Consider the following 20108-nt stretch of genomic DNA (forward strand, 5'->3'; position numbering starts at 1 on the left):
GAGATGAATGCTGCTAATTTATGAAGTAGAAAATCTAGGAGTTAGACTCGTTTCCAATAAGGCTATCCACCGCGCGCACGATGGAAGAGTAACCGGCACAGTGACATAAATTTCCACATAACCCTTCAAGCACTTCTTCTCTGGAAGGAGAAGGATTTCGATCCATGACGGACTTCACTGACATCACCATGCCAGGAGTACAATATCCGCACTGAAAGCTGCCTTCACACAAAAATGCGGCTTGAATGGGATGGAGCTCATCACCTGCCAAGCTTTCTATCGTTTCCACGATAGCTCCTTCAACCTGAAAGGCCATGACCAAGCAGGAATTTACATTCTCACCATTGAGCAAAATCATACAGGCCCCGCATCTACCCATTTCACACGATATTTTAGTACCGGTAAGCCCGAGATCCTCTCTTAGAATGTCGACCAAACGCTTGGTAGAGGGGACCTGCAATTCGATGCTTTTTCCGTTTATGCTGCATGAAAGTGAATACAAGTTGTCTTGAGCGATTTGACGTTTTAACAGCTCCTCATACAGCTCCATCAGATATCACCTCCTTAGAGTTTTATAGAGAAAACTGAAACATGAAATTGATCTTATGGCATTAAGACGGAGAGAGAGCCGATTAACTCTTCCGGAGAAATAGGAACAGTGGTAACTTGAACGCCAATCGCGTCAAATACGGCGGAAGCAATCGCTGGGGCCACGGCTATCATACCGATTTCCCCTACATCTCTGGGACCGTGAGAGTCGTCTTCTTCAAGTTGTTCTACTGGGTATACATTCATTTCTATGGGAGCGTCAGCCAGCGAGGGGATTAAGTAGGTATCCAGGTTGCGAGTGATGTAATATCCTTGCTCCATGATCGTGTTTTCTGTCAAAGTAAAACCAAGACCCATGACAGCGGCACCTTCTATTTGTCCTTGAAAATCTGCCGGGTTCAAGACCGGACCTGCGGCTACTGCATGATCCAATTGCAAAACCCGCACACGACCTGTTCGCAAATCCACTTCAGTTTTGGCCAGAACCACTGCAAATGAATAAAGAAAATGGCTGCCAGCTGCTGTTTCAGGTTCGCTGCCATGCATCGTGATGGCTGCGCCGTAACCGGTTCTGAGCCAGGATGGCGAAGAAGGAGCATCTGCCGACATCTTTTGGCGGATGCTGTTTTCTCTCTCCGCCCACAGAGGAGATTGACTTATCGCTTTCATGGCATCCTTCATCCCGTTCGTTGGAGCAATCCTTTGCCCTAACGGGCCTTCATCGGTTATGTCTCTGATGTTGAGCTTGCGAAGCTCCCATGGATCCATATCCAGCTTTGCAGCCAATCTGTCGATCTGTCCCTCCAGGGCAAAAGTAATCTGATTACCGCCGAAGCCGCGAAACTCTCCGGAAACTCCATTGTTCGTATAAACGAGTGTGCCTCTCACATCCACATTTGAAATCCTATAAGGTCCTATTGCATACTCCAAAGCAAAATCCAAAACAGCAGGGCCAAAAGTTGCATAGGCACCCGTATCCGATAAGATCTCAACCTCATGGGCCAATATCATTCCCTGCCCATCAGTTCCTGTTTTCATCGTGATCTTCATCGGGTGTTTTTTTAACCCCGCCTGCAAGGATTCTTGACGGGAATGATGAATTTTCATCGGACGCTTGCAAGCAAACGCCAGCAGCGCCCCATAGGGTTGAACATTAAACTCATCTTTGCAGCCGAACGTTCCGCCTATTGGATTGGATTCAATGCGGATTTTGCTCTCCGGGATAGACAAAATTCGGGAAAGCTGCGTGCAGTCGCTATTGCCATGCCGGGTTCCCGCATAAACGGTCAGACCCCCGTCTTCCTCCGGAACAATGACGCTTCCCTCCGTTTCCATGTACACGTGCATTTGCCTCGGCGTCTCATAGGTCTCACGCACGATTACTTCGCAGTCGGCAAATGCTTGCTCGACATCACCTTTATGATAGCCTATGCGGTGCAGCACATTGCCTTGCGGATGCAGCTTCGCCGCCGAAGGCAAGAGACCTGCCTCTGCCGAAACGATAACCGGCAGCGGTTCATATTCTACCTCGATCAAGCGCAGTGCTTTTTCAGCGATTTCCTCGCTTTCCGCTGCTACAGCCGCTATGGCATCCCCTATATATCGCACCCGGTCTTCACAAAACACTGGTTGAGCGGAATCCATCCAACCAAAACGATTGATACCGGGGACATCCGCATGAGTGATGACTGCATGTACGCCGGGCAGCTCCTTCGCCCGTTCCGTCCGAATAGATAAGATCAATGCATGCGGATGTTCGCTGCGGAGCACCTTGGCGTGAAGCATGTCGGGTAAGGATAAGTCCGTTAAGTAAGCAAGCGTTCCGGTTACTTTGTCCGCTCTCATCTTCCTTTGAGAGGAAGCCGATCCACGATTCAGCAGCATGGGACATCCCTCCATATTAATGACTACTCAATTTACGCTGCTCGCTCATAAGTCCGGTAAGCAAAAGATTGGCTGCCGCTTGCTTGCGATACGCCGAGGATGCAAAGCTGTCATGTCCGGCTTGATACTCCCGGCGAATATATTCATGAATTTGCTGCCAGGATTCCACATCAGGCTTCATACCGGTAAGCATGGATTCGACAACCGGCAATCGATCTGGAATCGCTTTCCCGCCGCCAACTGCCAAAGTTACCTTCACAAAGCGGCCTTCATTATCCAGCAGGCCGCTCGCTGCCACAGTGACCAAGGACGGGGCAAAAGCTTCTCTGCGGCCAACTTTTTCATAATATGAAAATGAATATTCCGTCTCCCGGGGATCTTCCAACTGAATCGAAACCAGCAGCCTGTCTTCGCGCTCTGTGGAATTACGGCGTCTGCTTTGCAGCCATTCTCGCAATGGAGTTCTATCATGCTTCTTACCGTGCTGCCAGATTAATTCCGCATTCATGACCAACATCGCAGGCAAGGCATCTCCGTTTATCGAGAGCACATTGCCGCCTATAGTTCCCCGATTTCTCACGGATGGGGCAGCTATTTGTTTACAAGCTCTTGCAAGCAAGCTGTTCTTGATCAGCGGATGCTGCATACAAGTTGTCAGCGAGGTCAGCGGCCCGATTACGAGATGGCCTTGGTCTCCATTTATTTTCTCATACACGCCTTTTAAACGATCAATTCCCTCTATGCTAATCATATGCAGGGGAGCCATTTGCCTATCGTTTTCCCATTCTGTTTGCAGCAGTGTCCCGCCAGCGACAAAGACAGCATCCTCACCAAGCACACGCTTTAGCTCTACCGCTTCTTCCAACCGCTTGGGCTGCCACAACATTGGCATATCGCTCCACTCGGGTTCGTGAATTGCCATCATGATCCCTCCCTAGATGCCATTTCCAAGATTTGATTGAAATTTTCTGAAGTATATAGTGAATTAGTGAATAAAAGGCAGCTTTTGCAGCAGACGCTCAATGGAGCGATTGGATTCTCTCAGTACCTTATCTTTATCTATTGTAAGAATGATTTTATCTCTCATGACGATTTTACCGTCGATGATCGTGGTTTCCACATCTGCCCGCGTAGCGGAATAGACCAACCTGCCATACACATCCACTTCTGAAGAAGGGTAGCTGTGAAAATCATTCAAATCTACAATCGCCAAATCCGCTTTCTTGCCGACTTCAATGCTGCCGATTTGATCTTCCAGCCCCATCACCTCGGCTCCACCGCGGGTAGCCATGCGAAAAACCGTTTTGGCATCCATAGCTGTAGGTCCGTGCTGGACCTTTTGAATGTTCGAAGACAGCCTCATCTCATGGAACATATCCAGATTATTATTGCAAGGAGCACCATCGGCACCTAAACTGAGAGCAACATCCCTGGAGAGCAAATCAGGCACTTCGGCTATACCGGACGCCAGCTTGAGATTCGAGCCGGGACAATGGCTGACTTTGACTCGATGCTTGCGAAGTATTTCTTTCTCTTGTTCATCCAGCCATATGCAGTGGGCCAAAATAAGATTCGGACCCGTCAATCCGATATGCTCCAAATAGACAATATTCCGCATGCCGCGCTCCACTTGAACTATCTCGATTTCCTTCTGATTCTCGGAAGCGTGCGTATGAACCTTGACTCCGTAATGTTGGGATAAATCCCTGACTTGGATGAGAAGGTTTTCAGTACAGGATATGACGAATCGCGGACAAAAGGCGTACTGCAATCTGCCATTATCATAATTGTTCCATTTTTCCAGAAGCCTTACGCTTTCCTTAACGGAAGCCTCCGTCTGCTCGAGCAGCATCTGTGGAACTTCGAAGCCCTGATCCATCATTACCTTGCCCGACAAAGCTCGAATACCGCTCTCCGCCATCGCTTGAAATGCAAAATCAGTATGATTGACCGTTTCCATATCCACAATCGAAGTCGTACCGCTGCGGATCAACTCACCCAATCCAAGCAGCGCCGAATAATAAACGGATTCCTCGTCATGAGCCGCTTCCAATGGCCAAATGCGTTTGCGCAGCCAATCGAGCAGCTCCATATCATCAGCCTGCCCGCGAAACAAGGTCTGGCACAAATGCACATGAGTTTGAATTAAGCCGGGAATGACGATTTTATCAGCAGCCTCTATGACTTCATCTTCAGGCAGTGGGATAAGATTAGGACCGATCTCAACAATGCGGTCATTCTCAATTCTTATGGTTCCAATCAAAACTTCTTCTTGCTGGTTCATCGTGACAATTTGAGCGTTTCGAATACATAAACTGGACATTGCAGCAGCCTCCCGGTAATTTACACTTTAGCAACCATTGTATAAGATATTCACCGAGAGAAATTAATATTTATGTCATGTTAACTGACATTTATAACTTCTATTATAGGTGATTTTAAAGGTTTTTTCAATAGTAAATGTTATTATTTGTTACATTTGAAGCTGAATTGAATCAGATAATTTCTGTAATTAAACTTCATGTTAGTTTTTATAACATATAAATAAACAAAAAAACTAAGTCATGCAGTCAAGGCTGCTCCGACTTAGTTTCATTTATTTTCTTATTATTACCGAACATTCGCAAAATCGGACCTTCGCTCAAGGTGAGAGATTCCTTTGTCCTTGGCAGCTTCAAGCTCTATGACGTGAATTCGTTCCAGCCACTCTTCAGGCAAATAATTTGCCTTTTGTGCTTGGACAAGGCGCTCAGCATGATCATAACAAGTATCATATCCGCCCAAGGCACGAATGACCTTGACGTACTGAACAACGAGCTCGCGAGCTGTTTCTGCAGTATAACCAAAGCTGGTCACAAGCGATTCAACAATGCCTCGTTCATAGAGATTCAGCCGAACTTGAGTTTTCATGATAGGTCCACCTTCCTCCTACATAAACATTATACCCGATCAAACGCAGGGATGACTCCCAGCTTTCCGCTGAAAAGACAACCTGGCTTCCAAGACGAAGAGAATCTAACCTTCTCCCCCGATCTGTACGTGTGATTTGATAATAAAACCAGTGTACGTCTTTATTTAATTGTACAGCGTTTCGAATAATATTACCAGCATCTGAGTCAGCCATCGGCCCTATAATAATCTCCGGATGATTCAAACATGGATCTTTCTCATCTAGGGTGACTTTTCTATGTGTCATGATGAAATCTGCCCATGCCAGCGAGTCGCTAAGAAATATAAGAGGAGCCACATCTTTGGGAATAGACATGAGCTCAATTTCAAGGACACAAGGACGTGCATTACCCAGTATAGCCTGTTTCGCGGCTTTTATTGCCCATTTCCGGGCTTGTCCTACAGAAATTGTGGTATACAAACCTTTGCCAAAGTCTCTGCCAGGTTTCCAATATTGGCTGTTTAGCAGCTTATCTTGAAAGGATTGCACCAAGCTATCCGTAGTGCCATGAAATAGCTTTTGGGGTGTTGTTATGTCCATTACAGCCTCCAAAATGTATACTCTCAATTATATAGTTGAATTAACGCATCCAGATGGCCCCGATCACCAACCCGCCGATAATGCCCCACACTGAGCTGATCCCCATATACTGGACCATGACAAAATACCCGGCTGCGATCAAAAAAGGCAGAAATTTGACCACGCCATCAATAGGCTGAAAAGCAAATCTGACAAAATCATAGGCAAGCATGGCCAGCATCACAAAAATGACCGGCTTTATGCCTTTAATCATTCCATTAATGATGGGATTGTTGGAGAGCTTGCTCATAATTCCTACCAGCAGAACCATCAGCAGTGCTGTGGGCAAAACCACCGCAAGCAATGCAACGAAAGCGCCTAGCCAGCCGGCAACCTTAAAGCCTATGTAGGCCGCAAGCTTCGTAGCTATCGGACCCGGAAGTGCATTGCCGAAAGCAAGCGCATTACCGAATTCTTCCTTATTCATCCACGCAAAAGTGGCGACCGTTTCTTTCTCATACAGCGGAATGATCGACGGTCCCCCTCCGTATCCAAGCATAGTTGATCTTCCAAATCCAATGAATAATTCCCATAGCTTCATCCACATGTTCTGTTCCTCTTCTCTTTTTTGTCTTTCACAATTATAGGTCGTAAACTGAAAAAGAGTCAATGAAGAAAACCATGCCTTCGATGTTTTGTCCTGCTTGTTCAGGGTCATTACAAAGCACCTGTTTAAACGTTAATATCTGCTATAAAGTGCGATCGTTTAAACAAAAAAAGAGCCGTATTCATGGCTCTTTTTTTGTTTCTGTACTAAATGCGAAGATCTACATGCTTAACTAAGTTTGGCTGTACGCTTTGTGACATCATTTGCACTAATTGCTGCCCTTGCTGCTGGCTTAGATCCAAAGTCTTGCTGAGAACAGCAATGCCGACAGCTTGCGCAAGTCCTGAGTCGTTTGCTGCAGTTAACGCAGCATTAAGTCCACCAATCTGCATGAAGACTCTCCTTTCAGCCGATTATGCGCATACTCTAAATGGTATACGATTATTTTATCGGTAGAAAACTTCAATTTGATGAATGAATATCTCTTTTCAAGTTATTTCAGAATAGACAAAAACCGCCTTAAATTATTTTAGATGGTCAAAATTGACATTTTTCGCTATACTATAAATGTACAAAACAATCCCATGATTTTTATTCGCATATTATACATAAATTATAAATTCAATACGATTGGGGATGAATCGCATGATTAATTCCATCAGAATGAATCCGTACTTAAATTTGTCAGCTTTGTTCAGCCAGCTATACCCCAGCGGTGGCGCGGCCGCCATGCCGATGCCAGCACCGATAGGTATGGCCCCGGTAAGTTTGGATGCGAAAGCGCAATCGAGTGCTTTGGCAGGTCTCACCAGCCAAGCTAAGCAACTCAAAACCAATACGGCACCCCTCGATGCTTCCTCATTGCACAGCGTATGGAATAAGAGAAGCGTGACCTCCACAGCTTCGTCCAGTGTCAGCGGCCTGGCGGCTGACGGGGCGAAAAAAGCCACTTACACCGTCGATGTGAAGCAATTGGCGGTAGCGCAGCAGTCTGCCGGAACCGCATTAACCAGTACAGCTGTGACAAATTTAGCTGCCGGAGCTCATAATTTTTCAATCACTTCGGGTGGGACGACGAAGCCCCTTTCGATTTCGGTAGTTGCCGGAGACACAAATCAAGCCGTGCTTGACAAAATGGCGAAAAGCATTAATACAGCCAAAGCGGGGGTTACGGCGAATGTCGTGAAGGATGTGAAGACCGGTACGAGTCAACTGGTTGTGACCGCTAACGAAACTGGAACAGCCAAAGCGTTCACAATAAACGATGCAGTCGGCAGCTCAGCAGTGGTCAATACGGGAATTGGTACGGTTAGCCGGGCATCAGCGGACGCCAAGTATACCGTTAATGGCGCTGCCTATACCTCGGGCAAAAATACCGTTACGTTAACGGCCGATCCCAAAGTTTCCTTAACCCTCTCGGGAATAGTGACCGGAGCGAAGATTACCGTGGAAAACAACACTGATGCCATTACAGGTGCCGTTACGAAATTCACGGATTCATATAATAAAATGGTGGAATACCTGTCGAAAAATGAGCAATATATCAATCCGGTATTGGCCAATAAGTTGAAACAGGCATTTACGAGCCATGCGGGTGAATTTAAAAATGCCGGCATTACAGCAAATCTCGATGGTACTTTAGCAGTTGACCAAGCTGCGCTTCAAAAAAGTGTGAAGCTAAATCCGACTGGACTGGAATATGCTCTTGGCGGCGTTTCTGGAACGGCAAAATTGAGTCAAAGTCTTGCCGACCGAGTGCTGAGCAGCGCCTCCTCCGCTTTTGCGAAGCCACTGAATCCGTTGTCCTATTTCTCTGCTTATAACAGCAGTTCTGCCATTTATCAGCAATGGTTTCCCGGGACTATCATCAATCGGTTGTTTTAATCCAAAGCCTCTGTTATCGTTTGTTGTTGAAAATGGATAGCCACCCTAAGGTGGCTATTTTTTTGTGCTGAATCAGCTATATTATCCATTAGACGAAGGAATGCGGCTTCTCTGCAACTATATACAAATAATCCCCCAACTCACTTACATAACTTTTGGATCTCTGTTTAAAAATCCCTGATTTCAAATCTTCTTCTAATTTCTTCGTTCCTTCATTGACCTCATCCTCGCACGCTAAAGAAGCAAATGAAGAGATGCCATTACGCACTTCTGGTCTCAAATAAATCTCAGGCCGGTATTTACCGCTGTACAGAAAAAAATCCTGTAAATTTGGTTGTATCATAAAACTCTCATATCCAAGCATTTGAAAACCACTGTCTAATAATGCCTTCTCAACCGCCAGAGTATTTGGCATTTGGGAAATGGATGCATTCATCATCTCCGGAAAATACTCTTTTAACCAATACCTCTGCATCTGCTCGGGCGAAGATGTGAAAATAACAAATCGGCTTCCCTCGCATAAGATTCGATTTATCTCTTTAAAACTGTTTACTAGATCACGAAAATGGTGAATGGCTAATATACATACAGCCCCATTAAATTGACCATCAAGAAACGTCATATTCTCCACATCTGATAAATACCATTCAAGTTCTTTGCTTTTTTTTCTTGCGGAATCAATCATCAGCGGAGATAAATCCATCCCGCAAACATTTAGTCCTAGATTATGTAAAGCTAATGTATAATTTCCAGAGCCACAAGCAATGTCAATCACAGGTCTGCTATCAAATATTTGCAGATGATTTTGTAACCTTCTTGTTATTTCTGGATCAGCCTTTCTAGTTGTATCATATCCAACTCCTATAAGATCATAAATTGGTCTGCTCATATTTCCTCCTCTTCTGATTTAAATTTCCTTATAAACAAACACTCTGTACTTATTATTATTCATTTCAGCAACCTCTGTTATCTTCTCCATTAACTTACCAACCACTTCTATTTATTAGAGATTCTATTTGAGAAATGTGATGTAGATTATGCCATACAAACCGATGAAGTGCTGTATCGATTGTAATACTCCCTAGTACTTGGGTTCTTAATTTTCTTTGAAAGTCACTCGGTTTTAAACCATTAACGAGAATAAGGATCCGACTGTGTAATGTTTCAAGTAGAAAAAGTGAGTTTTCAATCGGGACATCCCTATAATCGTTTAACTCTGCAAATAAATCTTCTCGATAAGTACTCGACATCGGCTCTTCTTCGGTTAACGCCCTCTTAAGCCTTAAATATGCGTTCATATCATTATCAGCTAAGTGATGTATGATTTGTTTGATTGTCCAACCATTTTGATGAAAAGGGATATTAAGCTGGTCAGACTTGAGATCCTTTATGATATTTCTTAATTTCTTTGTGATTTCTGGGATCTGATTGATGAAATTGACCCTATCCTCGAAAGTAGGATTGATTATGGGTTCAAACTGACCAATGGGAAAACGTATTTTATCCATCAGAATTCTACCTCCTTGCAAGGAAACGAGCAATGAGTAAGAACCATAAGGGAAGCATGAAAGCAGTTGGAACTAATATGACCCATGGAGCATGAGGCAGGAAGGAGTAGAGTAAGGCTGTGCCATAAGCGAGGTATACGATCCCTTTTGAGGAGACAGAATGGGCTTCATCCATAAGATAACACTCCTTCATTCATTGATAAAATGCGGATCATAAGCCTCATCTTAGATCAACTCATATAATTCATTTAATCTTTCAATGGAATGCAATGGTTTGGCTGTTAAACCATCTTTCCAGGGTTGATTTACTTTCATCCAAATAGTCTTCATTCCGATTTTTGCTGCACCTTCGATATCGTTAACAGGATGATCTCCTATAAAAATGCATTGTTCCGGACTTAATTCCAGCTTCCTTAATGCCAATTCAAATATCTTTGGATCTGGTTTCTTGATCCCTGCTTCTTCTGAAACTATGATCAGATCAAAATCATTTCTGATTTCTAATTGATCGATCTTCCCATATTGAATTACGGTTTTGCCATTTGTTATTAATCCCGTTTTGTATTTCTTTCTTAGGTGCTGAACTATTTCTCTGGCATGCTCCATTAAGACTGCATTTTTAACATATTCCGTGCTGTAGAAATCTAATAATTCCGTCTTAAGTGGTTTCAATTCCCAAGGTAATTCTTCAAGTAGTTCAGAAAACAATTCCTGTTTATCTTTGTATCCGTCTTGATCAAGATAAATGATTCGGTCGAATATTTCTTGTTTCATTTCGAAATGATCGAAATAAGTTTTCAGAAATGAGTTAATAAAATTATTGAAGGTGCTCGTTCGATCCAAAATAGTATTGTCCAAATCAAAAAGGATTGCTTTGATATTATTCATGTTTCCCTCCGCTGTTTGGTGCTGCAATCATTCTACATTCTTGTCTAAGGCTCACGAGTTCTTTCAATTTATTTGGGTTCTGTCTTATGTTTAGTATGGGTTTTGCTTCTAAAATTAGTTTAATCTCGATATCATTCAGCAGTTCAGATTTCATGGCTATCCAGTTTATTATTAGATTCTTATTTATCCAGTCAATAATTCTTAAGGTGTCATCATCAGAAAATTTATAGTTTGCACCGTTTCGGCTATGGCTTAATGATCCAATTACAGGTCGATAACCAAAGATTGCACCGATACTTCTGAAAAAAGAAGCAGGGCTTTTATGTCTTAAGTCTTGAGTAACTAACCTCTTTAATAAGCTGGTTGATGCTTGCCCAACATAGAGAATATTGTGATCTCTGTTTATTAAGCAAGCAGAATAAGGCTCAGGAATACTTGTAATATCACGAATCATTATACAGTAAATTCCTGGTGTATTGGGAACTTCTGATTCAGCTAATGAAGCTGCAATCACATAATTGGGATTTGTGATATTGTCCTTAAAATGATTTTGATTTTCCAAACAAGGACTTCCTTTCTTTGCCGTGACGCCGTTAATCAGCGTCAGGATCTGATTGTTACTTTTTCCATTCATACTCTAGTTTTGATGCTGTATCAACAGCCCTTTCAATTCCCAACAGCTTTGAAACAACATAAAGGGACGCATCGATTCCGGCAGTTACACCAGCTGACATGATGATTTTTCCATTATCAACGTATCTAAGGTCTTCAACAATCCTGGAATTGCTCGGTGCCGCTTGACGTAATAAATCTATTGCTCTTCGATTTGTTATTATACTCAATCCGTCTAATAAATTCGCTTTTGCCAAAAGCAAAGCTCCTGTGCATACAGATAACACCAGCTCAGCCGTGCTAGCCGTATTATTTATCCAAGTTGTAAGTGATTCATTATACATTTCTGTTCGGGAACCTATTCCACCAGGAACAATTAGTATATCTGGAGGTGGGCAATCATCAAAGCTGTACTTGGGATAAATAGTAAATCCACTGATCGTGTTCAAGGGTTGTACCTTTTCACTTACCGTGTAAACACGAAAATCTTTCCCCCAATTGCTTGCTGTAGCAAAAACATCAAAGGGACCTACAAAGTCTAATCCATCCACTTTCTCATACACCAAAACAGCTACATTCCTAGCTCGTTCCATCGCAATCCATCTCCTTAAAATAGAAAAGTATTTGATCATAGGATCAAATACTTTGCCCAGGCGAACGGCTGCTATGAATATGTGCTCCCCCGTAGTCATCTACGTTATCGCCAGTCGCACATACCAAATATTTACTGTTGATTATATCTGAAAATTGCAAAATGTCAACTAACGAATATACAAGGGATTACTCGCCGATACGAGCTGCCTTTGATCAACTATTTCAAAATATCTCAAATCCATTCAAAAATTCTGATAAATCATTTCGTTGTTATTATTAAATACTTCAACTTTCGCTTTAGATGAATTGGTTAACTTGCCAGTTGGGTGATCTACTATAAAAGCCTTTTCATGATTCATTGTTATTTCTACTATGCTTCCATCTTCAAATTTTATTTTCATTTTTCGTCCTTGTTCGAGTACATCTTTTCGGTGAACGATTACTCCTATAAATGATGTTTCTTGTGTCACTGCAATTACGTCTACTCGTTCTGGTGCACCTCCCCATGAACTTCCAATATACTGAGGTTTGTTATCATTAGTTATAGATAAACTGTAACCAGAGTTATCACCCAAAACAATTGCATGATCATTATAGTACTTTATTGCCAAAGCTTTTCCATGAATATCTTGAAAGTTTACTAATTCTTGTTCAGTAGGTGTTCTACTTATTATAGGGTTACTTGTTCCCTGAAGTTTTAAGCTTGGAAAAAAGAAAACTATGATTACGAGCAAAAATAAAACAACTTTGATTTTCATGATTTTTCCTTCCATTAAGTCCTGTTCTTCGCCGTCTTTACTTCACGTTTCTTCATAATCTCTTTAGATTCCCATATTCTTGTTTCACCCGGTGGGTATATTCCTTTTGTCTGTCGTAGTCGTCTCCGATCAACTTTAGCTGCTCTAATGAATTGTAGTGAAACTTCTTCGAGTTAGTTAATGAGTCTGTTCTTAACATTAATATTTTCAATTAATTCTTCTAAATCCATATCAGCCATAGACTCAATCATTAAATCATAATCAGCAAATTCAAAATGTCTTGTTACATCGTTTGGAACAACTACACAATTTAACCCTGCAGCTTTAGCCGCTTTAAATCCATTGAGTGAGTCTTCGAAGGATATGGCTTGCTTCCTTTCGACTTCCAATGCTTCTAAGGCCTTGATATATAATTCTGGATCTGGTTTTACATTTTTTACATTATCCGATGTTTGGACTGTATCAAAGTATTCTGCTATTTTGTATCTCGTTAAAAGTGGTTCTATCCAAGATAGTGATGAACTTGAAGCAAGACCGATCCTAAGATTTAACCGTCTGGCATTAATCAAATATTCTACTACTCCTGGTCTTAATTCAGATTGTTCTAGTAATAATGCATAATCTCTTTTAAATTTACTTCTAACCTCTTCCATATCTACTTCCACTTGTTCGGATAAGTATGTATAAGGATTAAATAGCTGAAATGATGTTCCAATACATTGAGCATATACTGGCAGCAGCAATTCAATCCCATATCCTTGATAAATCTCTTTAAAAGCCATATATGATGGTGTTTCCGTATCTATAATTAAACCATCAAAATCGAAAATAACTGCTTTTATCATTCTTTGTCCTTCTTTCTCATAGTCAGTCTTTTTGCTGTACCTTCAATCTCTTTTTTATCAATCTAATCTGGCCTCTATGATTAATTTCATCTTCAAAAACGTGAAACCACATAAAATAATAATTTGCCGGTTTGTTATGCCAGAATGGTTCTTCTTTATCTAACCAGTCATCATTAACTGTTTTGAACAATTCATAAGTTCTGAGTCTAACATCTTTCATACGGTTTAAATAAAAATTCAAATCATTTCCCTTAATTTTTTCTCGTCCTTCTTCTCCTAAATTTAATGCTGGTCCCCATTCGGATAATTCTTCTTCTGATAAGTCTCTTCTTTCAAAAGTTTCAACTTGATAAGCAAATTCAACCCCTGCAAAGTGCAATAATAATGCACCAATCGAATTGCTCTGAGGATCTATTAAATAATCCAGCTGATCCATTGTAAGATCCTTGACTGATTGGAAAGTTGTATGTCTTGCGTAATTCATCATAGATATTAAACGACTGATTTGAGGTGAAAAGCCAGGAATATCGGTGATGAGGTAGATCTTATCCATGTTTATCATATTGAGTCCCTCCAAGTGTTTGTTTGAATTTCATTAAATAATGCATTGAGTTCGTTTGATGTCTTTAAAATAAAATTACTCACAATATCTCCTGTAAAATAGATTGGCTTGATCTTTGGTTCATTTCTATCATCTCGAAGCCAGTCTAACTTTAAATCTCTATACTGACTTACTTCAGTTTCCGTAACAAATGGTTCAATTGTAAATGCTTTAGATTGCTGCAATTCACTTATAATGCAACGAGCCCAATCCTCAGACCTCAACAAATTAAATTCTACTTGACTAACTTCATTATTGTATATTTTTCTTATGTCATTTTTATCACTTCGATAATTACTCTCGAAATCAGTATAAACTGTCTCGGTCCATCTCAAATCTGCGTAAATATGAGCAAAATACCCCAATATGTACTCTTTCCAAGTAGTTACATTACTTTTTTCTAAGTAATACAAACAATTTGTTTTAATTATCTCTATGCTTGGAAATCTGTCTTCAATAATCAGATGGATAATCCCCTTATCTTTCCTAGTCGCATTGTCTCTCATATGTATAGCATCCGGAGCAATACTACCTAATAAAAAATTAGGAGAAGCATTTAATAAAGATACATTTGTTGCAATTGCAAAATGCACCATAGGCCATGGCATTTGGTAACAAGCCTCCATTGTATTACATATCTTTCATTTTATTAATTAATGACTTTAGATCTTCTGTTCTTGTAAAAATGTGGTCTGGTTCCATTAAAAAATTTGTGGTTTGCACTGTTTCAAACCAATTGGCACCTATAGTTAAGATATTTGCTGACTTCCCTGCCATAATATCTGCATTACTATCACCGACAAAAACTACTTCATGTGATCTTAGATCCATTAGCTGTATTGCTTTAAAAATCCCTTCTGGATCTGGTTTGGGTTTAGTAACTTCATCTCCTGTTATAGACATTATAAAGAAATCCGAAATACCAAAGTTTTTGAGACAGATATCTAAACATCTTCTGCTTTTACCGGTTATTATCGCCATTTTTATATTTTGTCGGAACAAATCTTTAATAAGGTCTACAATTTCACTCGGCATTTTTACCATTTCATGAAAATGGTTTTCATAGATTTCATAGTAATGTTCAATTGCTGAATCCACCAATTCCTTGTTTGTAATATTAAGTTTAATAATTTCTTCTTCTGTTGGCCCAAAAGTATTTATTATTTCTTCGTTGTTCATTAGCTTGTTTTCATACTTTTGGAATACAGACCTAAACGCACAAAATGTTAAAGGTAATGTATCTGCTAATGTTCCATCAAAATCGAATAGTACTGATTTAATTGTCATTTTTATTTTCATCCTTTGATAACTTTTTTGAAAATTCAATCCAAATTATTGATGCAATAATTCAGGTGTGTTATCATATTATTAAGAAAGACCAAGTGCGCTAACACTTGGTCAATACAATTGGCTTGGATGGTATATTCCCCTCAAAGTCATTCAGGAAATAAAAACCCACCTTAGGCGTTCAATCTTTGGGTGGGTTTTTACTTTCTCTTGTTGTTATTACCGATGTATGTTAAAAGAGCAATAATAAACATTCCAAAAAGGAACATGATCTTTATTGCATCCTTTACTTCCATGGCTTCACCTCCTTTCGAAGGGAAACCATGCCCACCCAAGATTCAATTGTATTTACATTTTACCTTTATTTTACTTTGGGTACAAATGTTCTTATTCGTTTGTGTTTTCATGTTTATTCTGTTTTACTACAAAACCAATTATAGTACTTGTTCTATTACTTCGTTAATAACTTCGTCAATGTCGTTTAATCCCGTATGTTCTATTAACGACTTATTAATTCTTGTTAACTCAGGAACCATACTTTGCAGCGTCTTCATTATTTCTGTTTGGTCTCTACCACAACTCCAGCTCTCTAACAACGAAAGTTGCGTATTTCATTATTTCGCATATATGTACTTAAAGTCAGCCCGAAAATTAATGATAATAAGATCAATCCCCCTAACGATCCGAGAAAATATGAAGCCAATACGGCTAATATTACTGCTATAAACGTGGCTATTATTGTCATGATTTTTACCTTTCTTTTTTGATTATTGACTGGCAATTTCTATTAACGTTATTTGTGTTCCCGACGCCTCAACGACTTAAAGTCTGAAGGGCGGGCCGCGATGCGGTTAGTGGCGCAGGTGTGTCTGCTGAATATGCTTCTTCGATATCCCCAGCAGACCAAGAGGCGTCAGCCCCGCAGCGTGAATATGGTGTTATTGGATGTAACATGCCTTCTTAGATATACTTTCATTCACTATCTAACTCATGTATTGCTTCATAAATATTAATAAATCCTGACTTACTTATTTGTTGATTGTCCATTAACCCATACTTAATGAAAAAGTTATGGATTAATTCCGGGTCTACTTCTTTCAAAGATGAATTAAGAAAACTATATAATTCCCATCCAGTTAGTTGTATTAAAGTATCTATATTAAAAATGCTACCCAGCATATCTTTAAGAAAGTTATGATATGTTCTTGCTGGTTTATATCTTTTAGCTGAATTTATTGAACTTCCTTCATAGAGTAGATCTGTAATGACTGGATTTAATAATTCCTCATCATTATTAATACCTTCAACTAACTCTCTTTTAACGCGCGAGGATATGCTCAAGGTATCAATAATTGCAACAAGTTTTTCTTTATTACTTCTATCTGCTAATAGGTTTACGACACGTAACTTAGAAAGCTCACTTGAGAACTGTTGTAGTATAGTAATTCCAACTTCTGTTAGATATCCGCTTTGATCAAGCAGACCAAACGCCTTAAGATCACTTAATACCTCTTCGGCAACTCTATCTTTCTTAATAAGAAACTTTCTATCAATTTCTCTATCTGTAAAAAATTCAAGTTCAAGCATAATACAAATATCATTAAGTTCTTCGATAAGTTTATTAGGCAGTGCGATATTTGGAATTATTGGTAAAGCTGATAAAGAGGGAATAGTGTTAAATACTCTATATCCTAACTTTGTAATAATCATTTCTGCTACCCTTTTTACTTCAATAGTCTTTAGATCAATATATCCGATTGTGGAATGAATGCCCGGTACCTTTGTATCGTCTAATTTAAGAGGAAGTATATATTCCGAGCTCTGCTCAAAAGCCCTCGCTTGTGCAGATCGCAATTCATGATTAGTCCATAGTTTTTTTGAATAATGTTCTGAAATAAATACAACACAATACCTTGCTTTTGAATAATATATTTCTGAAAGATACTGATATAAATCTTTGCCCCAAAGATTATCCTGCTCGAATTCATCATAAAATACCTTAATCCCTTGACTTATTAATTCGATAGCAAGTTGCTCAACATGCTTTCTATCCTCTCCAGCGAAGGTTAATGCTACATCGTAATTTTTATTCATAAACTTATTCCCTTTCTATATTGTTTTTGCAAGTTATTTCCCATAACATTCTTGTATTCACGAACCCTCATTAGCATAAGCCGCAATAGCGGCGGGTCGAAGACTTAGGCGGGTTGTCCATCTGATTCGCTATCCCGATGCCTCGGTCGGACCAAGGGAGCGTCCGCGACTGTAGTGTGAATATGGTGTTATACGACGGAACTGGCTACTTGAGACACTACATTCTTTAATTCTTAAATTCGTCTATCAATATGAATATCATTTAAACAGCCTTTACCATTATATCAATCATTGTAAATATTGGAAATTAAAAAGGAGGCTCACAAAGTCTTAAAAGACTTTCCAACCCCCCGAAACTTTCGGTTCTATTTAAGTTTGTCAACGATTGAATACCCATTAAATAATTCGAAATGACCCCGTACCAACAGCACTAAGATTGCTTTCTACGTCAGTAATGGTGCCGTGAGTGGTGATCATTTTGCGGGATTGGTGTACGATATTCGCATTAACGATCAATTTGGTTTCTTTCATTGGGGCTACAAATTGCACGTTCAAGTTTGTTGTGACTGCTTTCTCCTGCTGCCTTGCAGCCATTACTGCGATTCCCATGGCATTATCCAGCAAGGATGAGAGCACACCGCCGTGCACGATTCCAATGATATTCAAATGATGGGGCATGACTTCCAAGCTGATGGTCACGCCACGCTCATCCATGCTTTCCATTTTGCAGCCCAGAAAACCCCAGAATGTAGCTTCCGCCGATTGGGCGAGCTGCTGCATCCATTGTTCTTGCTCCATTTGGTTCATATGGCTTCCTCTCCATTCCTGCCTGGCTAGGTTGCAGATTATTGGGCCTGCTCCATTTCCTCTTCAAGCAGTTTTCTTCTGAGCACTTTACCTACCATGGTTTTGGGCAGGGATTGCCTGAACTCCACTTTACGCGGAACCTTATAGGCTGCGAGCCGCTCTCTGCACCAGTTCTCTAATTCCTTTTCCGTCAACTGGGCTCCATCCTTTAGCACTATGAATGCCTTAACGGTTTCACCTCGATATTCATCCGGCACCCCTGCGATGCAAGCCTCTTTGATAGCGGGATGCTCATACAGCACTTCTTCGATCTCGCGCGGATAAATATTAAAGCCTCCGGCGATGATCAGATCCTTTTTGCGATCCACGATGGAAAAGTAACCGTCTTCATCCATTTTGGCCATATCACCGGTATATAACCAGCCGTCCTTGATCGTATGCATCGTTTCCTCTTCACGGTTCCAATAGCCCTTCATCACTTGTGGCCCTTTGACCACCAGCTCGCCAATCTCGCCAACAGCGACTTCCTCGCCTGTTTCCGAATCTACTACTTTCGCATCAGTGTCCGGAAAAGGAATGCCAATGGTGCCGATTTTACGCAAGCCCCAGATCGGATTGGCATGAGTAACGGGCGATGACTCGGTTAGTCCGTAGCCTTCAATCAGTCTGCCGTGCGAAAGCTCTTCGAATCGCTGCTCCACTTCGATCGGCAAAGGAGCCGAGCCGCTCACACAAACATTAATGGAGGACAAATCATAGTCACTGATGTTTTTGTGATTGATTAAAGCGATATACATCGTCGGCGCACCGGGAAAAATGGTCGGTTTCAGTTTGGCGATGGATTGCAAAATAAGTTCAATTTCAAACTTGGGAATTAAAATCAGCATTCCGGCCACCAGCATAGCTTGATTCAGCAGTACAGTGAGGCCAAACACATGGAAGCAAGGCAGTGCGCCTAAAAAACGCTCCTTGCCAAGCTCACTCTTATAGCACCAATAGCGGTTTTGATACGTATTGGCCATCAGGTTATGATGCGTTAACATCACACCCTTGGCAAAGCCAGTGGTTCCGCCGGTATACTGCAGTAGAGCCAGATTCTCTTTGGCATTCACATCTGCACAAACCGGAGCGGCCGAAGAGGAGGCGAGCAGCTTTTTAAAAGAATGTACGCTTTCTCCGTAGGTAATATTGAGCTTGATGCCGTCTTTTTTGACTTTTATGGGATAGAGCACATTTTTCGGAAAAGGCAGATAGTCCTTGATGGAGGTCACAATCGTATGCCGCAAATCTGTTTTTGCCTTGACCTTGCCGACTCGCTCGAACAAAAGATCCAGCGTGACCAGGATGACCGCTCCGGAATCGCGAAGCTGATGCTCCAGCTCCCTCTCCATGTATAACGGATTCGTTTGAACGACAATCGCCCCATGCATCAACGTACCAAAATAAGCAATAATCGCCGACGGGCAGTTGGGCAGCATGATCGCCACCCTCTCCCCCTGCTTTACACCAAGCCTCTTTAAAGCACCAGCGAACCGATAGGATGCTTCAAGCAACTGCTCGTAAGAAATGGTTTTACCAAAAAAATACAGAGCCGGATGCTTCGGAAATTTTGCTGCCGAGTCAATCAAAAGTCGTGCAACATTACACTGCGGATACTCGTAAGTTGGAGCTACCTCTTGTGGATAATGACGCAGCCATGGCTTAACTAAGCCCATACGAAA

23 protein-coding genes and 1 riboswitch are annotated in these 20108 nt (G+C 41.1%); of the genes, 1 reads left to right on the forward strand and 22 read right to left on the reverse strand.

What is annotated here, in order from left to right:
• Nucleotides 1–34 precede the first annotated feature (34 nt).
• The 8 genes from BLV33_RS05210 to BLV33_RS05245 form a co-directional block, all read right to left on the reverse strand.
• Nucleotides 35–550, reverse strand: coding sequence for a (2Fe-2S)-binding protein (locus tag BLV33_RS05210; protein WP_090788918.1), 516 nt, complete (start codon nucleotides 548–550; stop codon nucleotides 35–37).
• A 53-nt stretch (nucleotides 551–603) separates the two neighbouring features.
• On the reverse strand, nucleotides 604–2433 hold the full coding sequence (locus tag BLV33_RS05215) for a molybdopterin cofactor-binding domain-containing protein (protein WP_090788920.1): 1830 nt from the start codon (nucleotides 2431–2433) through the stop codon (nucleotides 604–606).
• Between the two features lie 16 nt (nucleotides 2434–2449).
• A complete protein-coding gene (locus tag BLV33_RS05220) occupies nucleotides 2450–3355 on the reverse strand; it encodes an FAD binding domain-containing protein (protein WP_171909020.1) in 906 nt (301 codons plus the stop codon).
• A gap of 63 nt (nucleotides 3356–3418) precedes the next feature.
• Nucleotides 3419–4756 carry a 5'-deoxyadenosine deaminase gene (locus tag BLV33_RS05225; protein ID WP_090788924.1) on the reverse strand — a complete coding sequence of 446 codons (1338 nt, stop codon included), beginning with the start codon at nucleotides 4754–4756 and terminating at the stop codon, nucleotides 3419–3421.
• Nucleotides 4757–5043: 287 nt separating this feature from the next.
• The gene (locus BLV33_RS05230) at nucleotides 5044–5343 is read right to left on the reverse strand and encodes a hypothetical protein (protein ID WP_090788926.1); all 300 of its coding nucleotides are present in this window, start codon (nucleotides 5341–5343) and stop codon (nucleotides 5044–5046) included.
• Nucleotides 5312–5923, reverse strand: a complete 612-nt coding sequence (locus BLV33_RS05235; protein WP_090788928.1) for a DUF3990 domain-containing protein — start codon at nucleotides 5921–5923, stop codon at nucleotides 5312–5314. The genes BLV33_RS05230 and BLV33_RS05235 overlap by 32 nt, the downstream gene beginning before the upstream one ends.
• A 40-nt stretch (nucleotides 5924–5963) precedes the next feature.
• Nucleotides 5964–6509 carry a chromate transporter gene (locus BLV33_RS05240; protein ID WP_090798698.1) on the reverse strand — a complete coding sequence of 182 codons (546 nt, stop codon included), beginning with the start codon at nucleotides 6507–6509 and terminating at the stop codon, nucleotides 5964–5966.
• A gap of 206 nt (nucleotides 6510–6715) precedes the next feature.
• Entirely contained in the window at nucleotides 6716–6901 is a 186-nt protein-coding gene (locus tag BLV33_RS05245) for a putative motility protein (RefSeq protein WP_090788930.1), read from the reverse strand.
• A gap of 253 nt (nucleotides 6902–7154) precedes the next feature.
• On the opposite strand from BLV33_RS05245, the gene fliD reads away from it, so the two are divergent.
• A complete protein-coding gene (gene fliD, locus BLV33_RS05250) occupies nucleotides 7155–8393 on the forward strand; it encodes a flagellar filament capping protein FliD (protein WP_171909021.1) in 1239 nt (412 codons plus the stop codon).
• Between the two features lie 88 nt (nucleotides 8394–8481).
• Here fliD and BLV33_RS05255 read toward each other — a convergent pair whose 3' ends face one another.
• The 14 genes from BLV33_RS05255 to BLV33_RS05315 form a co-directional block, all read right to left on the reverse strand.
• Nucleotides 8482–9282, reverse strand: coding sequence for a class I SAM-dependent methyltransferase (locus tag BLV33_RS05255; protein WP_090788934.1), 801 nt, complete (start codon nucleotides 9280–9282; stop codon nucleotides 8482–8484).
• A gap of 94 nt (nucleotides 9283–9376) precedes the next feature.
• The gene (locus BLV33_RS05260; RefSeq protein ID WP_090788937.1) at nucleotides 9377–9901 is read right to left on the reverse strand and encodes a YfiT family bacillithiol transferase; all 525 of its coding nucleotides are present in this window, start codon (nucleotides 9899–9901) and stop codon (nucleotides 9377–9379) included.
• Nucleotides 9902–10126: 225 nt separating this feature from the next.
• Nucleotides 10127–10789 carry an HAD family hydrolase gene (locus tag BLV33_RS05265; RefSeq protein WP_090788939.1) on the reverse strand — a complete coding sequence of 221 codons (663 nt, stop codon included), beginning with the start codon at nucleotides 10787–10789 and terminating at the stop codon, nucleotides 10127–10129.
• Nucleotides 10782–11351, reverse strand: a complete 570-nt coding sequence (locus BLV33_RS05270; protein WP_090788940.1) for a GIY-YIG nuclease family protein — start codon at nucleotides 11349–11351, stop codon at nucleotides 10782–10784. The genes BLV33_RS05265 and BLV33_RS05270 overlap by 8 nt, the downstream gene beginning before the upstream one ends.
• A 55-nt stretch (nucleotides 11352–11406) precedes the next feature.
• Complete coding sequence (locus BLV33_RS05275) at nucleotides 11407–11994, reverse strand: DJ-1/PfpI family protein (protein ID WP_090788942.1); 588 nt, start codon at nucleotides 11992–11994, stop codon at nucleotides 11407–11409.
• A gap of 47 nt (nucleotides 11995–12041) precedes the next feature.
• A riboswitch (ZMP/ZTP riboswitch) is annotated at nucleotides 12042–12122 on the reverse strand.
• A 115-nt stretch (nucleotides 12123–12237) separates the two neighbouring features.
• Complete coding sequence (locus tag BLV33_RS05280) at nucleotides 12238–12753, reverse strand: hypothetical protein (protein WP_090788944.1); 516 nt, start codon at nucleotides 12751–12753, stop codon at nucleotides 12238–12240.
• A gap of 173 nt (nucleotides 12754–12926) precedes the next feature.
• Nucleotides 12927–13598 carry an HAD family hydrolase gene (locus BLV33_RS05285; RefSeq protein WP_090788946.1) on the reverse strand — a complete coding sequence of 224 codons (672 nt, stop codon included), beginning with the start codon at nucleotides 13596–13598 and terminating at the stop codon, nucleotides 12927–12929.
• A 22-nt stretch (nucleotides 13599–13620) separates the two neighbouring features.
• The gene (locus BLV33_RS05290) at nucleotides 13621–14160 is read right to left on the reverse strand and encodes a DinB family protein (RefSeq protein WP_090788948.1); all 540 of its coding nucleotides are present in this window, start codon (nucleotides 14158–14160) and stop codon (nucleotides 13621–13623) included.
• A complete protein-coding gene (locus BLV33_RS05295; RefSeq protein ID WP_090788950.1) occupies nucleotides 14157–14807 on the reverse strand; it encodes a hypothetical protein in 651 nt (216 codons plus the stop codon). The genes BLV33_RS05290 and BLV33_RS05295 overlap by 4 nt, the downstream gene beginning before the upstream one ends.
• A gap of 22 nt (nucleotides 14808–14829) precedes the next feature.
• The gene (locus BLV33_RS05300; protein WP_090788952.1) at nucleotides 14830–15486 is read right to left on the reverse strand and encodes an HAD family hydrolase; all 657 of its coding nucleotides are present in this window, start codon (nucleotides 15484–15486) and stop codon (nucleotides 14830–14832) included.
• Between the two features lie 200 nt (nucleotides 15487–15686).
• Nucleotides 15687–15782: a competence inhibitor ComI gene (locus BLV33_RS30615; protein WP_139305692.1), complete on the reverse strand. Its 96-nt coding sequence runs from the start codon at nucleotides 15780–15782 to the stop codon at nucleotides 15687–15689.
• 676 nt (nucleotides 15783–16458) lie between these two features.
• On the reverse strand, nucleotides 16459–17580 hold the full coding sequence (locus BLV33_RS05305) for a toll/interleukin-1 receptor domain-containing protein (RefSeq protein ID WP_090788954.1): 1122 nt from the start codon (nucleotides 17578–17580) through the stop codon (nucleotides 16459–16461).
• A gap of 396 nt (nucleotides 17581–17976) precedes the next feature.
• Entirely contained in the window at nucleotides 17977–18387 is a 411-nt protein-coding gene (locus tag BLV33_RS05310; RefSeq protein ID WP_090788956.1) for a PaaI family thioesterase, read from the reverse strand.
• A 38-nt stretch (nucleotides 18388–18425) separates the two neighbouring features.
• Entirely contained in the window at nucleotides 18426–20102 is a 1677-nt protein-coding gene (locus BLV33_RS05315) for a long-chain-fatty-acid--CoA ligase (RefSeq protein ID WP_090788958.1), read from the reverse strand.
• Between the last annotated feature and the right edge of the window lie 6 nt (nucleotides 20103–20108).

Origin of the sequence: Paenibacillus sp. GP183 (assembly GCF_900104695.1) — a bacterium.
GTDB lineage: Bacteria > Bacillota > Bacilli > Paenibacillales > NBRC-103111 > Paenibacillus_AI.

Bases quoted from the DNA above. Each gene is read 5' to 3' on its own strand.
- BLV33_RS05210 (WP_090788918.1), bottom strand. From the start codon at position 550: ATGGAGCTGTATGAGGAGCTGTTAAAACGTCAAATCGCTCAAGACAAC.
- BLV33_RS05215 (WP_090788920.1), bottom strand. From the start codon at position 2,433: ATGCTGCTGAATCGTGGATCGGCTTCCTCTCAAAGGAAGATGAGAGCG.
- BLV33_RS05220 (WP_171909020.1), bottom strand. From the start codon at position 3,355: ATGGCAATTCACGAACCCGAGTGGAGCGATATGCCAATGTTGTGGCAG.
- BLV33_RS05225 (WP_090788924.1), bottom strand. From the start codon at position 4,756: ATGTCCAGTTTATGTATTCGAAACGCTCAAATTGTCACGATGAACCAG.
- BLV33_RS05230 (WP_090788926.1), bottom strand. From the start codon at position 5,343: ATGAAAACTCAAGTTCGGCTGAATCTCTATGAACGAGGCATTGTTGAA.
- BLV33_RS05235 (WP_090788928.1), bottom strand. From the start codon at position 5,923: ATGGACATAACAACACCCCAAAAGCTATTTCATGGCACTACGGATAGC.
- BLV33_RS05240 (WP_090798698.1), bottom strand. From the start codon at position 6,509: ATGTGGATGAAGCTATGGGAATTATTCATTGGATTTGGAAGATCAACT.
- BLV33_RS05245 (WP_090788930.1), bottom strand. From the start codon at position 6,901: ATGCAGATTGGTGGACTTAATGCTGCGTTAACTGCAGCAAACGACTCA.
- fliD (WP_171909021.1), top strand. From the start codon at position 7,155: ATGATTAATTCCATCAGAATGAATCCGTACTTAAATTTGTCAGCTTTG.
- BLV33_RS05255 (WP_090788934.1), bottom strand. From the start codon at position 9,282: ATGAGCAGACCAATTTATGATCTTATAGGAGTTGGATATGATACAACT.
- BLV33_RS05260 (WP_090788937.1), bottom strand. From the start codon at position 9,901: ATGGATAAAATACGTTTTCCCATTGGTCAGTTTGAACCCATAATCAAT.
- BLV33_RS05265 (WP_090788939.1), bottom strand. From the start codon at position 10,789: ATGAATAATATCAAAGCAATCCTTTTTGATTTGGACAATACTATTTTG.
- BLV33_RS05275 (WP_090788942.1), bottom strand. From the start codon at position 11,994: ATGGAACGAGCTAGGAATGTAGCTGTTTTGGTGTATGAGAAAGTGGAT.
- BLV33_RS05280 (WP_090788944.1), bottom strand. From the start codon at position 12,753: ATGAAAATCAAAGTTGTTTTATTTTTGCTCGTAATCATAGTTTTCTTT.
- BLV33_RS05285 (WP_090788946.1), bottom strand. From the start codon at position 13,598: ATGATAAAAGCAGTTATTTTCGATTTTGATGGTTTAATTATAGATACG.
- BLV33_RS05290 (WP_090788948.1), bottom strand. From the start codon at position 14,160: ATGATAAACATGGATAAGATCTACCTCATCACCGATATTCCTGGCTTT.
- BLV33_RS05295 (WP_090788950.1), bottom strand. From the start codon at position 14,807: ATGCCATGGCCTATGGTGCATTTTGCAATTGCAACAAATGTATCTTTA.
- BLV33_RS05300 (WP_090788952.1), bottom strand. From the start codon at position 15,486: ATGACAATTAAATCAGTACTATTCGATTTTGATGGAACATTAGCAGAT.
- BLV33_RS30615 (WP_139305692.1), bottom strand. From the start codon at position 15,782: ATGGAAGTAAAGGATGCAATAAAGATCATGTTCCTTTTTGGAATGTTT.
- BLV33_RS05305 (WP_090788954.1), bottom strand. From the start codon at position 17,580: ATGAATAAAAATTACGATGTAGCATTAACCTTCGCTGGAGAGGATAGA.
- BLV33_RS05310 (WP_090788956.1), bottom strand. From the start codon at position 18,387: ATGAACCAAATGGAGCAAGAACAATGGATGCAGCAGCTCGCCCAATCG.
- BLV33_RS05315 (WP_090788958.1), bottom strand. From the start codon at position 20,102: ATGGGCTTAGTTAAGCCATGGCTGCGTCATTATCCACAAGAGGTAGCT.